The following is a 12,883-nucleotide window of genomic DNA, read 5'->3' on the forward strand; positions in this document are numbered from 1 at the left end:
CACCGGGCTACGATAGGTAGCTGTGATGCAAGACAACACACTGGCCAGGTTCGGCAGTTATTACCATGAATTCCGGCGCGCCCATCCTGAGGTCGCGTCAGATTTCCGCACCGCCATCGAGGAGCTCCTCACCGATGGCGGTGTCACCTATGACCGGGTCAGTACCCGGTTGAAGGATTGGTCCAGCCTCAAGGCCAAGGCCCGGAAGAAGCACCCTGATGGCACACTCCTGTACCCGGATCCCCGCCATGACATCCACGACATGATGGGCGTGCGGATCACCACCTATAACTCCACGGAGATCCCGGTGGCCCTGAAGGTGCTGCGGGATTCCTTCACGGTGCACAAATCCGTGGACAAGGCCGCGGAGACCCGGATCTCCGGTGGATTCGGTTATGGTTCACACCACCTGAACCTGGAAGTGGATGAGAACAACGAGGACCTACAGGACTATGTGGGGATGGTCTTCGAGGTGCAGGTCCGCACCGTGCTGCAGCATGCCTGGGCAGAATTCGAACACGATATCCGCTATAAGCGCACCGGTGTGTCCGTCGGCGGCGAAGGTTTAGACGCAGGGGATCTCAACCCCGAGGTGGACCGCATGTTCACCCTCGCCGCCGGCCTGATCGAGCTGGCGGATCAGCAGTTCGACCAGATCGCGGCACTGAAGGAGACAGGCCGGGATACGGATGAGACGGTGGAGCTCACCGCCGAGACCCTCCCGGGCGTGTTGGCCATGTTGATCGGCGGCAGATTCCCACGCCCCAGGTCTGAAACCTACCGCTTCCTGGAGGATATTCTCATCGCCAACGGTGTCACCTCGGTGGGGGCGTTGCGTGATTTGCTCAACGTGGGTGACATTGAGCTGCTGATCAAGGTCATGCGCTACCGTTTCCACCCAGGCCAGATCCGTATCATCGATGACCTGCTGCTCAAGAAGTTCGGCAAGGATCACATCGAGGCCACCGCGCCGAAGGATGCTCAACCCTCTCAGGCTAAACGCAGGCGGCAACTGAAGCGGAAACTGGATCTCATGCAGCAGTCACATATCGCGGACCCCGTGGACACAGACACAGCGGAGGTAACCCGGGAGGATTCAGGGGACACCGAATAATACAAACCCTCAACGCACCGAGTACGCTGTGTAACGAAATATGAACCTGCAGATCAAGGAGCTAACACCAATGGGGCTATCCATCCTGGACTTCCCGATGCTCGCAGACTTCCTCCACGTGTGGGGTCTGACCATCGCCAACTTCTTCCGCCCGATGGGCATCGATTTCCCGCCGGCTGACTGGAGCCTGGGCTCCATCTAGCCGGCCTCTCCAGCCCCCTCGGCTCCAACGGGAACACCTCCTCGGTGTTCCCGTTTTCTTCTCCCCCGCGCGCCCCCGATGCTTGTCGACGAAAAACCCACCCCTGCACCCCATGCCCGTTGTTGTCCTCTGAGGATCGCACAGCAGGGTCACGCAGCGGGACACTGAAGAGTTACACCGACCCCGTCGAAGATGATATTGTTGATATATCTACAATCGATCTGATCCAGGAAGGCCTTCACCTCTCATGACCGACCACACCCCGACCACCCGGAACCTCTCCTTCGGCCTCGACACTTTCGGCGACAGCGCCACTGACCTCAATGGCAACCCGGTCTCCCACGCACAGACCCTGCGTGACATCGTGGATCAAGCCGTCCTGGCGGAGGAGGTCGGCGTGGACATCATCGGCCTGGGAGAACATCACCGCGAGGACTACGCTGTCTCCGCACCAGATATCGTGATGGCAGCCATCCTGGCCAAGACTGAACGCCTCAAGGTCACCTCCTCTGTCACCGTGCTCTCCTCCGATGATCCGGTCCGTATCTTCGAGCGATGGTCCACCATGAACGCACTGTCAGGTGGCCGTGCGGAGATCACCCTGGGTCGTGGTTCCTTCATCGAGTCTTTCCCACTCTTCGGTTTTGATCTGCAGGACTATGAGGCGCTGTTCAATGAACGACTTGACCTCTACCGCACCATCCTTGATGCTGATTCCTCGGGCAGGGGTGTCACCTGGTCGGGGACAACCCGTTCCAGCCTGGAGGACCAGAAGCTCTATCCCGCCACAGAGAATGGCATCACCTCATGGGTCGCGGTGGGAGGCAGCCCTGAGTCTGTGATCCGCGCATCCAAATACCGCTTCCCCCTGATGCTCGCCATCATTGGCGGCGCCCCCTCCCGCTTCCGCCCCTATGTGGAGCTGTACAAGCGTGCCAATGAACAGATGGGCCTGCCCCAGCTGCCGATCGGCGTCCACTCCCCCGGCTTCATCGCAGACACCGATGAGGAGGCACGTGAACTGTCCCTGGACAACTGGCTTGCATTGCAGCACAAGATCGGCCAGGAGCGCGGCTGGGCACCGGCCAATGCCCGTCAGTTCGAGCACGAGGTGGACCACGGTTCCATGTATGTCGGCTCCCCGGAAACCGTTGCACAGCGCATCGCGAGCACCATTGACACCCTGGAGTTGAACCGCTTCACCCTCAAATATGTCAGCGGACCCACTCCTCACGAGCATCTGATGAAATCCATCGAGCTCTATGGCACGAAGGTGATCCCACGCGTGCGTGAGATCCTGGCGGAGCGGGCCGCCAAGAAGTAACCAGGAAATAACACCGCCCGAAAAGGCCCTCACACCTCCAGGGGCGGTCTAATCCGCGCCCCTGAAGCGGTCCATCTCGCGGCGTTCCTTCTTGGTGGGCCGGCCAGTGCCCCGGTCCCGGCGTGGGACAGAGCCGAACACCTCCATCGGTGGTGGAGGTGGGGTGTGGTCGATATAGCAGGTCCGGGCGATCGGGGCGCCCACCCGCTTGCTGATGGTCCGCAGCACCTCAACATCGAATTCACGGTGGTTCACCCACACGCGCACGCGATCACCCGGAACCACCTGCTGCGCCGGCTTCACCGCGTTTCCATTCAGTTTCACATGCCCGGCGCGACATGCGGTGGCAGCATCAGATCGGGTCTTGTAGAGGCGCACCGCCCAGACCCAGGCATCGATGCGTACCGGTTTACCGTCCTGCTCACTCATCACTGATCAACAACTAGTAGTTGTCCCGGTGGTTGATCGTCTTCTTGATCTGGTTGTAGTAGTAGAGTCCACCAACCACAGCAATGATCAGCCCCAGCACCATGAAGGTGGCGGAACTGGTCAGGATCCACAGCAGGACACCACCGCCTACACCGCCGACGACGCTGACTGCAGCGTTGCGGGAGTTCTTCCGAACCTCTTGTTTACGCTTCTCAATGGGGTTTCGTGGGTACTGTTGCATGCTCATGGTGATCCAGTCTAGTGCCCGACCCACCTGTCAGTCACTCGGGGATTCCACCCACATTTTCCCGGCGTCTTTCAATTCGACCTCCGCGCCTGCCATGGAGCTCAGCTGGGACTCCATCTGCTGGTGCTCACCGAGCTTCAAGGCCAGTGTGAACCGCACATCTGCCCCATAATCAGTATCAGTGATCACCACACCGGTACCCCGGAGAGTGGCTTCGATGCGTCCGGCATCGTTGTGGGAAAAGTGCACCGTGTAGAGGTCACGGACCGACCTCCTGGTGCGGGGGACGTGGACAAGCGTGCTGGTCACCGCGTTGGTATAGGCGTTGACCAGGCCACCGGTGCCCAGCTTGATGCCACCGAAATAGCGCACGACCACCGCCGCGATATCTTTCATTCCGGATCCGCGGAGTGCCTCCAGCATGGGTTTACCAGCGGTGCCTGAGGGTTCACCGTCATCGGAGGAACGCTCGACATCATTGGAATCATCCACGTGATAGATGTAGGCGCTGCAGTGGTGGCGCGCATCGGGGTACATCTCGCGGACCAGCGTGATGAAGTCGCGGGCTTCCTGCTCCGACTGCACCCGGGTGATATAGGTGAGAAAGCGGGATCGTTTGATTTCCATCTCGGATTCAAAAACCTGATCAGCCACGGGAAGCTGATAGGTGAGACCACCCAGGGGTTCACGGATGGCGGGCGGGATGGATTCCGGATTCTTGGCAGTCATATTGGATCCTGATTCTACCCCGCACCATCTGCGCATATTTTGGTTAGCCTGGTGCCATGCTGACAACCAGGAATTATCGCGTGTGGGCGCCACGCCCGGAAAATGTCCGACTTCACCTCAACGGTGAGACCTTTCCCATGACCCGGCAGGACGGCAGTTGGTGGACCGCCGAGCAGCGCCCGGCGGTGGGCGACCGTTACGGTTTTGAGCTTTTCGACGGCCAAGACTGGTCCAAGACCATCGCCGATCCCCGTTCCCGATTCCAACCAGACGGTGTCCACGGTCTCAGCGGGGTGCTCTCTGCGGATTTCGCATGGACAGACGAGGCCTGGACCGGCCGCATTTTGCCGGGTTCAGTGATCTACGAGCTTCATGTGGGCACCTTCAGCCCCGAGGGTGATTTCGATGGAGTGATCGGCCGTCTGGATTATCTTCGTGAACTGGGTGTGAACGCCATTGAACTGATGCCTGTCCAACCCTTCGGCGGTGACCGGAACTGGGGATATGACGGCGTGCTGTGGCACGCGGTCCACGCGGGTTATGGCGGCCCCGAGGGTTTGAAGCGTCTGGTGGATGCCTGCCACAATGCCGGCATCGCGGTCTACCTGGATGTGGTGTACAACCACTTCGGCCCGGACGGCAATTACAACGGCATGTTCGCCCCCTACACCTCCGGCGGATCCACAGGCTGGGGCGAGGTGGTCAACGTCAATGGCCCTGATTCCGACGAGGTCCGCAGCTACATCCTTGATTCTGTGGAGCAGTGGTTCCAGGAGTTCCACATCGACGGTCTGCGCCTGGACGCTGTTCACTCCCTCGATGACTCCGGGGCGATTCCACTGCTCGAACAGATGGCTGTCCTGGCCGATTCAATCTCCGCCACCACCGGCACCCCGCGGTCCCTGATCGCAGAATCCGATCTCAACGATCCGCGCGTGATCACTTCCCGTGAGGGTGGCGGATATGGTCTCCACGGTCAGTGGGTCGATGACATCCACCATGCGCTCCATGCCCTGGTGTCCGGGGAACGCAACGGTTACTACTCCGACTTCGGAGATACCGCCACGTTGGCCTCCACCCTGGAAAGGGTTTTCCACCACACCGGTCAGCTCTCCACCTTCCGTGGACGCAGGCACGGACGCGAGGTTCGTCGTGATGTGACCCCCGCTTCCCGGTTCGTCACCTACACCACCACCCATGATCAGACCGGCAACCGCGCCATCGGCGACCGCCCCTCGATGAACCTCTCCCCCGCCCAGCAGCTGCTCAAGGCAGCGGTGATCTACTGCAGCCCCTATACTCCGATGCTGTTCATGGGTGAGGAATACGGGGCAACCACACCCTTCACCTTCTTCTGCTCCCACACCGATGAGGAACTCAACCGCCTCACCTCTGAGGGGCGCAAGCGGGAATTCGCGCGCCTGGGATGGGATCCTGAGGTGATCCCCACCCCATCGGAGGAATCCACATTTGAGGTGTCCAAGCTTGACTGGAATTTCACCCAGGCTCAGGAGAACATCCTCCACGGTTATCAGACGCTGCTGCGCCTGCGCCGCGAGCTGGGCATGTCCCAGCCCGACCTGATGGCACTGGAGGTGTCCCACGGTCCGGAGTGGATCGCCATGGCCAACGGCGAGGGGCTGCTCATTGCCAACTTCAACGACACGGACGTTGAGGTCCCTCATGGTGGAGAACTGATCTACAGTTTCACCTCACCAGAAGTCCGGGAAACCTCAACCGTGCTGGATGCCTTCGGATTCGCGATCCTCTGGCGGCCCAATGAGATAGAGACCGTTTAAGTCAGGAAATCATACTCCGGAGTGCCCGGTTCGAGGCGTCGGCAGTCAATGGCCGACTCCTCCATGCGCTCCAGGAGCGGATCCAGGCCACTGGCTTCGCCCAGCTGCAGGCCCACGAGTGCAGTACCCGTCTCCCGGTTGTTCCGCTTGAGGTACTCGAAGAGAGTAATGTCATCCTCCGGGCCGAGGATGTCCTCGAGGAAGCTTCTCAGCTGGCCCGGTTTCTGTGGGAAGTTCACCAGGAAGTAATGCTTCAAACCGCGGTGTACAAGGGAGCGCTCCACGATCTCGCCATAACGGAGAACATCATTGTTGCCACCGGAAATGATGCACACCACGACCGAGCCCCTGGCGAATTTCATCTCCCGCAGGCCCGCCACCGACAGTGCACCGGCAGGCTCGGTAATGATGCCCTCATTCTGGTACAGCTCGAGCATCTCGGTGCAGACCGATCCCTCACTGGCACTCATCATGTGCACGCGGCCGAGGTTCTTCTCCACGATGTGATAGTTGAGGTCTCCGACCCGCTTGACGGCGGCACCATCAACAAATGGGTCAGCATCCTGCAAGGTCACCGGGCCGTCAGCCTTGAGAGCCGCCTGCATAGACGCCGCTCCAGCCGGTTCGATACCAACGATGGCGGTGCGCGGTGCCATGTCCGCCATATAACTGACGACACCGGACAACAATCCACCGCCGCCAACCGGGACCATGACATGATCCGGGGTCTTGCCCAGAGCCGTCAACTGTGACAGAAGCTCTGCGGCGACCGTGCCCTGTCCGACGATGGTATCGCGTGCGTCGAAGGGTTCGATGAGGGTGGCTCCGGTGCGTTCAGCATCCTCATGCGCCGCTGCGGAGGCCTCATCGAAGTTATGACCCGTGACCACCAGGGTGACAAAATCTCCACCATGAACAGCGATCCGGTCGCGCTTCTGCTTCGGGGTCTGCACCGGAACATAGATCCTGCCGTGGACACCGAGTGATTTGCAGACAAACGCCACACCCTGTGCGTGGTTACCGGCCGAAGCCGCGACGATGCCGGCATCCCGTTGCTCCTGGGTCAGCTGCGAACCGGAGTTCAGGGCCCCGCGGATCTTATAGGAACGGACATCCTGGAGATCCTCCCGCTTGAGGTAGACCTCAGCGCCCGATTCCTCGGAGAGACGCGGGCAGTACTCCAGCGGGGTGGGTGCGATCACGGAGGAAATTCGCGCCTGCGCCATTTGAATGTCAGCGGCACGAATCTGCGCTGCCACGCCCGCCATCACTCCTGGACTTTTCTCAGACACGTTTGTTTCACTCATGTTTAGTCAGTGTAATCCCCGGGCGATATGCAATCGACTTGGGTAGGCGAAATATTCTCAGTCCAAACGTTGTCGCCCGTTATCAGGGCAGACCCGATTGCCTCCTGCAGGCAGGAGTCCGGCAATCGTTGACTTTCACTAGGCGTTCTCCCTGTGCTCGTATTAGACTCTCCAGAAGCTGTGACCACATTGTGATCTTCCTTTGGATGCCATGGACATAGTCACCTGCACCTGTCTTCCACCCAGCACCTCTGCTAGGAGTTTTTCTTGAAACCGCACCGCATCCCCCTCGCGATCGTCACCGCCAGCGCAGTAGCCCTGTCCCTCCTGCCTGCTGTCGCCGGAGCGCAGGAGGATACCGCCACCCCAACGGTGACCACCACCGTGGAGAAGCCCGCCGATCAGTGGCCGGGTAGTGCCGAGGGCAGCTCCATGCTTCTCGACGGCGATCTACCTCCCGCCCCCGAATTCGGATCCTCCCAGTTCGGTTCCAGCAGCGAGGAGAAGGATGCGGAAGACGACGAAGATGAAGACACCGGTCTTGTCGATGACGACGGCAACATCCCCGTGGTCGGTTCCGTCAGTCTGCCCGGCTGGGTAGCTATCCCGCTCGGCATCGCCCAGGCCTTCCTCGCCATCACTTCTTTCATGGCCCAGGCCGCGTATGCCATTCTCCCCCTGATGCCGAACGGCACCGAGATGCTGCGCGACTGGCTGCGCAGCGTGGGCATCAACCCTGATGCCTAATATCTCCTGAGATGACAATGATGGCCGCCACGGAAAACTCCGTGGCGGCCATCATTGTTATGTTGCTGTGTGCAACCCTCGTCCTACAGCTTAGAACAGCTCCTTGGTTGCGATGCGCGCACCCTCCACCAAGGACTCCAGCTTCGCCCAGGCGATCTGGTGATGCAGGCGGCCACCCAGGCCACAGTCAGTGGAGGCGATGACATTCTCCGGCCCCACGAGCTCGGCGAACTTGAGAATCCGGTCGGCGACCAGGCGTGGGTGTTCGATCATGTTCATGGCGTGGGAAACCACACCCGGGTAGATCACCGAGCCCTCAGGAAGGGCATGGTCCTCCCAGACCCGCCACTCATGTGCATGGCGTGGGGATGCTCCCTCGAAGGAGAAACCACCTACCTCTGCGCGGAGGATCTCTTCGATGATGTCGCCGAAAGGGATGTCTGTGGAGTGCGGCCCGTGCCAGGAACCCCAGCAGATGTGCAGGCGGGTCTGTTCCTTGGGAAGTTCCCGGACGGCGGAGTTGATCGCATCGATGCGGATGCGGATCCACTCACGGTAATCCTTCAGGGATGGCTCGGGGTTGATCTGGTCCCAGGCCTCCGCAAGATCCGGTGCATCAAGCTGCACGGTCAGACCTGCGTCGGTGATGATCTTGTATTCCTGGCTCATGGCGTCAGCGCAGGCAGCCACAACCTCGTTATCGGTGGCGTAAAACTCATTCTTCAACCGGGCCGCGGATCCCGGGGAAAGGGCGGCGACAAAACCGTGCTCGGCGCCCGCCTTACCCATGGCCTTCTTCAGAAGATTGACATCGGTGGTGGTTTCTTCCTGCCCGATATAGGTGATCGGACCGGTGAATGCGGGGTTCCCCACGCTCGCACGACCCTGGAAGATGCCGGAGTCCGGGTCCTCATAGGCTTCATGGAACAGGTTCCGGTCACGGCGGTCCGCGAAGCTGGTCAGCTTGATATTTCCCGGTGTGGAGCGGATCTGTTCAGCATTGGCCCAGCGATCCTCATCAGTCATGGTGAGGCCGCCCAGGCGGGTGAAGGAGTAGTTCCACCAGGCACCATAGTCCACGGCGCCGGAGGTGACATGGCCGTATTCACCCTCGTTGATGATGTCCAGGCCCAGATCCACCTGACGCTTGACCACCTCATCCACGGAGGTCTGGAGAATGTCGAAAAACTCGGTGTCATCGATGTCTCCACTCGCACGCCTGGTGTTGGCGTCGAGAAGCTCCGGGGTGCGGGGCAAGGATCCAACGTGACTGGTCCGGATATGGTTGATGGTCATATGATCTCCACTTCGATCGGGAAAAGGCCTGATGGTTCGATGCTAACCCCGATATGAAAATATCCACCCCACTGGGGTGGATATTTATTCATAAACTCTATCAAAAGTGCTGAAGTTATCCGAGGATCCCAGGCCCCATGGTGGCCTTGAGGTCACCCATGAGGCTGGCAGATCGAGAAACCCGCAGGTGATCGCCGAGAATCATCACGGTGGAGTTATCGCCATCAACCAGGTTCAGATAAACATCCGATTCACCACGGTTATCAACAAGTACCTGCTTGAGCTTGGAGATATTGGTCATGGTGCACTGATCGGTGCGCATGGATAGTCGCAGTGGCAGTCCTGACCCGTTTCCAGGGCCCAATTCAGGCACCCGCAAATCATCACAGAACAGGCTCATGCGGTCATCCCTGATAGAGACATGAGCCTTGGCCAGGATGATATTGTCCTCCACGATCATGGAGCCCACGATGGAATAGACCTTGTTGAACACCAGGAGTTCCACGGAAGCACCGTTATGATCTTCCAGGGTCACGATCGCCCACGGGGAGCCATCCTTCTTGGAGAAGCGTCGGTCCACACCTGAGATGATGCCACCCACCGTCACCTCCGCACCATGGCGGAGCTCACCCGCCACGATGGTGGTCAAGGCGGTATCCACCTGGGCGCCGATGGCATCCTCATAACCATCCAGTGGATGACCTGAAACATACAGGCCGAGCATCTCCCTCTCCAGGGCCAGCTCGTGTTTACGATCCCACTTATCCTCCGGGACGGTGATCTGGAAGAAGTTGCCCACCTCCTCCTCCGCTTCCCCGCCCAGGGCTGCAAACAGATCGAACTGCCCCTTGTCCGCAGCCTTCTTGGTCGCGATCACCGAATCAACGGCGTCCTCGAACACCAACATCAAACCCTTGCGGGAATGACCCAGGGAATCGAAGGCACCACCCTTGATCAGAGATTCCGTGATGCGTTTATTACACGGGAGGGTATCAATTTTGTCGAGATAATCCGAGAAGTCCTTGAACAACCCCTTCTCATCCCTGGTATCGATGATGGAGTCCACCACTTCTGAACCGACGTTTCTGATGGCCCCCAGTCCATAACGGATATCCGTGCCCACGGGAAGGAAGTTGAGCACGGACTCATTGATATCCGGGGACAGCACGCGGATACCCAGGTGACGGCAGTCCGCGAGGTAGATGGCGGATTTGTCCTTGTTATCACCCACGGAGGTCAGCAGGGCCGCCATGTACTCCGGTGCAAAGTGAGCCTTGAGATAAGCCGTCCAGAAGGACACCAGCCCATAACCTGCGGCGTGGGATTTGTTGAACGCATAACCCGCGAACGGAAGAATAGTATCCCAAAGTGTAGTAATTGCCTCCTTGGAGAAACCATTGGATTTCATACCGGCTTCGAAGGCGACAAATTCCTTCTCCAGCACCTCGGGCTTCTTCTTACCCATCGCCTTACGGAAACCATCGGCCTGACCGGCGGTGTAATTGGCCACCTTCTGGGAGATCTTCATGATCTGCTCCTGATAGACAATCAAACCGTATGTCTCACCGAGGATCTCCGCGAGTGGCTCCTCCAGCTCCGGGTGGATCGGGGTGATCGGTTTGCGTCCATTTTTACGGTCCGCGTAATCCCAGTGGGCATTCACGCCCATCGGTCCCGGCCGGTACAGCGCGAGTGCCGCAACAATGTCATTGAAGCCTGTTGGCTGCATGCGTTTCAGCAATTCCTGCATGCCACCACCATCAAGCTGGAACACACCGAGGGTTTCACCGCGGCTGAGCAGCTTGTAGGTTTCCTCATCCTCGATAGCGAGGTTTTCCAGGTCGATGACCTTGCCATCACGATTGGCCTTGATGTTCTCGATGGCGTCGCCAATGACAGTGAGGTTACGCAGACCCAGAAAGTCCATCTTCAGCAGACCGATGGCTTCACATGCGGGATAGTCCCAGCCAGTGATGAGAGCCCCGTCAGCGGGACGTTTCCACATCGGAATAATATCCAGAAGTGGCTGGGAGGACATGATCACCGCGCAGGCATGAACACCCGCCTGGCGGACCACGCCTTCCAGCCCCCGGGCAGTGTCATAGATCCGCCTGACATCGGGGTCGGTTTCAATGAGCGCACGGACCTCACCGGCTTCGTTATAACGCTCGTGATCCGGATCGGTGATGCCCTTGAGGGAAATATCCTTGGCCATGATCGGAGGCGGGAGCACCTTGGCGATGCGGTCAGCAATCTGGTAACCAGGCTGGCCAAACTGAACCCTCGCTGAATCCTTGAGAGCCTGTTTCGTCTTCACCGTGCCGAAAGTGATCACCTGGGCGATCTTGTCCTCACCCCAACGGTCAGCGGCATAACGGATCATCTCACCACGCCGACGGTCATCGAAGTCAATATCGATATCGGGTGCAGAGGGGCGTTCCGGATTGAGGAATCTCTCAAAAAGCAGACCATGTTCGATTGGGTCGATGTTGGTCACGGTCAACGCATAGGCGACCAGGGCACCTGCTGCGGAACCACGGCCCGGACCAACCCAGATTCCGATGGAACGGGCATGTTTAATGATCTCCGCCACGATGAGGAAGTAGGAGGGGTATCCCTTCATATCAATGACGGAGATCTCGTACTCGGCCCGCTCAATATATTCCCTCGGAACCTCCTGCCCCGGGAAGCGGTCTTCCAGCCCCGCCATCACTTCATGGTGCAGCCAGGAAGTTGGGGTGTAACCTTCTGGAACATCAGCCACCGGCATGCGCTCATGGGGCTGCTCCTTCCAGATCTCCCCGTAATCCTGGACCCGCTCAGCAATCCAGAGGGTGTTGTCGCAGCCATCAGGAACGGTATCGTCCCAGAGAGCACGCATCTGCTCAGCAGTCTTGATGTAATAACCAGTGCCGTCGAATTTGAAACGGTCTTCGTCGTGAAGCGTTTTTCCGGTCTGCACACACAACATGGCCTCGTGCGCCTGCGCCTGCGATTCCAGAACATAGTGGCAGTCATTGGTGACGAGGGGTGGCAGGTTGAGCTTGCGACCGATCTCCAGCAGTTCACTGCGGACACGGGTCTCAATATCCAGCCCATGGTCCATGAGCTCAAGGAAATAATTATCGCGCCCATAGATGTCCTGCCACATGGCGGCAGCCTCGAGTGCCTCATCAAACTGCCCCAACCGCAGGCGCGTCTGAACATCACCCGAGGGGCAACCGGTGGTGGCGATGATGCCTTCGGCGTGTTCCGCGATAATCTCCGCGTCCATGCGCGGCCATTTACCCAGCTGCCCCTCATAGGACGCCATGGAGGAGAGATAGAACAGATTACGCAGACCGGCGGCATTCTCTGCCAGCATGGTCTGGTGAAGATAGGCACCGGAGCCAGAAACGTCATCCCTCTTCTGGTGTGGATCACCCCAGCGGATGCGGTCCTTGTTGAAACGGGATTCGGGGGCCATATAGGACTCAATGCCGATGATCGGTTTGACGCCAGCTTCCGTCATCTTGCGATAGAACGCATTGGAGCCGTACATATTGCCGTGGTCGGTGATTCCCACCGCCGGCATCTGCTGGCGGTTCACCTCATCCGCGAGCATGTCGATCTTGGCCATACCATCCAACATCGAATACTCGGTGTGATTGTGCAGATGAACAAATGAGGATTTCTTGGCCATGATGGAC

General features: G+C 59.0%; 11 protein-coding genes. 5 read left to right on the plus strand and 6 right to left on the minus strand.

Going from position 1 to position 12,883, the window contains the following annotated elements; translation table 11 throughout:
* Positions 1–25: 25 nt before the first annotated feature.
* From CFAEC_RS09045 to CFAEC_RS09055, 3 genes are all read left to right on the plus strand, one after another.
* A complete protein-coding gene (locus tag CFAEC_RS09045) occupies positions 26–1,114 on the plus strand; it encodes a GTP pyrophosphokinase (RefSeq protein ID WP_290276158.1) in 1,089 nt (362 codons plus the stop codon).
* Positions 1,115–1,184: 70 nt separating this feature from the next.
* A complete protein-coding gene (locus CFAEC_RS09050) occupies positions 1,185–1,316 on the plus strand; it encodes a hypothetical protein (protein ID WP_290276160.1) in 132 nt (43 codons plus the stop codon).
* A 247-nt stretch (positions 1,317–1,563) separates the two neighbouring features.
* Positions 1,564–2,640, plus strand: a complete 1,077-nt coding sequence (locus CFAEC_RS09055) for an LLM class flavin-dependent oxidoreductase (protein WP_290276162.1) — start codon at positions 1,564–1,566, stop codon at positions 2,638–2,640.
* Between the two features lie 48 nt (positions 2,641–2,688).
* Here CFAEC_RS09055 and CFAEC_RS09060 read toward each other — a convergent pair whose 3' ends face one another.
* Genes CFAEC_RS09060 through CFAEC_RS09070 form a run of 3 tightly spaced genes read right to left on the minus strand, consistent with a single transcriptional unit; the run spans position 2,689 to position 3,997 of the window.
* Positions 2,689–3,069 (minus strand): RNA-binding S4 domain-containing protein, encoded by a 381-nt coding sequence (locus CFAEC_RS09060; protein WP_290276164.1) that lies wholly within the window; start codon positions 3,067–3,069, stop codon positions 2,689–2,691.
* 13 nt (positions 3,070–3,082) lie between these two features.
* Complete coding sequence (locus tag CFAEC_RS09065; protein WP_290276166.1) at positions 3,083–3,316, minus strand: hypothetical protein; 234 nt, start codon at positions 3,314–3,316, stop codon at positions 3,083–3,085.
* Positions 3,317–3,346: 30 nt separating this feature from the next.
* Positions 3,347–3,997, minus strand: a complete 651-nt coding sequence (locus CFAEC_RS09070; RefSeq protein ID WP_290279856.1) for a YigZ family protein — start codon at positions 3,995–3,997, stop codon at positions 3,347–3,349.
* Positions 3,998–4,101: 104 nt separating this feature from the next.
* Here CFAEC_RS09070 and treZ point away from each other — a divergent pair, with 104 nt between their 5' ends.
* Entirely contained in the window at positions 4,102–5,844 is a 1,743-nt protein-coding gene (gene treZ, locus CFAEC_RS09075; protein WP_290276168.1) for a malto-oligosyltrehalose trehalohydrolase, read from the plus strand.
* On the opposite strand, the gene ilvA is transcribed toward treZ, so the two are convergent.
* Positions 5,841–7,151 carry a threonine ammonia-lyase IlvA gene (gene ilvA / locus CFAEC_RS09080; RefSeq protein WP_290276170.1) on the minus strand — a complete coding sequence of 437 codons (1,311 nt, stop codon included), beginning with the start codon at positions 7,149–7,151 and terminating at the stop codon, positions 5,841–5,843. The two genes, treZ and ilvA, sit on opposite strands and share 4 nt — an antisense overlap.
* A gap of 267 nt (positions 7,152–7,418) precedes the next feature.
* Here ilvA and CFAEC_RS09085 point away from each other — a divergent pair, with 267 nt between their 5' ends.
* A complete protein-coding gene (locus tag CFAEC_RS09085) occupies positions 7,419–7,898 on the plus strand; it encodes a hypothetical protein (protein ID WP_290276172.1) in 480 nt (159 codons plus the stop codon).
* Positions 7,899–7,988: 90 nt separating this feature from the next.
* Here CFAEC_RS09085 and CFAEC_RS09090 read toward each other — a convergent pair whose 3' ends face one another.
* Both CFAEC_RS09090 and dnaE read right to left on the minus strand, forming a co-directional pair.
* Entirely contained in the window at positions 7,989–9,194 is a 1,206-nt protein-coding gene (locus CFAEC_RS09090) for a cobalamin-independent methionine synthase II family protein (protein ID WP_290276174.1), read from the minus strand.
* Between the two features lie 115 nt (positions 9,195–9,309).
* Positions 9,310–12,876 carry a DNA polymerase III subunit alpha gene (gene dnaE / locus CFAEC_RS09095; protein WP_290276177.1) on the minus strand — a complete coding sequence of 1,189 codons (3,567 nt, stop codon included), beginning with the start codon at positions 12,874–12,876 and terminating at the stop codon, positions 9,310–9,312.
* Positions 12,877–12,883: the final 7 nt, after the last annotated feature.

It is taken from the genome of Corynebacterium faecale (assembly GCF_030408735.1).
Classification (GTDB): Bacteria; Actinomycetota; Actinomycetes; order Mycobacteriales; family Mycobacteriaceae; genus Corynebacterium; species Corynebacterium faecale.

Excerpts from the sequence above, each read along its gene's own strand:
- CFAEC_RS09045 (WP_290276158.1), top strand. The coding sequence starts at position 26 with ATGCAAGACAACACACTGGCCAGGTTCGGCAGTTATTACCATGAATTC.
- CFAEC_RS09050 (WP_290276160.1), top strand. The coding sequence starts at position 1,185 with ATGGGGCTATCCATCCTGGACTTCCCGATGCTCGCAGACTTCCTCCAC.
- CFAEC_RS09055 (WP_290276162.1), top strand. The coding sequence starts at position 1,564 with ATGACCGACCACACCCCGACCACCCGGAACCTCTCCTTCGGCCTCGAC.
- CFAEC_RS09060 (WP_290276164.1), bottom strand. The coding sequence starts at position 3,069 with ATGAGTGAGCAGGACGGTAAACCGGTACGCATCGATGCCTGGGTCTGG.
- CFAEC_RS09065 (WP_290276166.1), bottom strand. The coding sequence starts at position 3,316 with ATGAGCATGCAACAGTACCCACGAAACCCCATTGAGAAGCGTAAACAA.
- treZ (WP_290276168.1), top strand. The coding sequence starts at position 4,102 with ATGCTGACAACCAGGAATTATCGCGTGTGGGCGCCACGCCCGGAAAAT.
- ilvA (WP_290276170.1), bottom strand. The coding sequence starts at position 7,151 with ATGAGTGAAACAAACGTGTCTGAGAAAAGTCCAGGAGTGATGGCGGGC.
- CFAEC_RS09090 (WP_290276174.1), bottom strand. The coding sequence starts at position 9,194 with ATGACCATCAACCATATCCGGACCAGTCACGTTGGATCCTTGCCCCGC.
- dnaE (WP_290276177.1), bottom strand. The coding sequence starts at position 12,876 with ATGGCCAAGAAATCCTCATTTGTTCATCTGCACAATCACACCGAGTAT.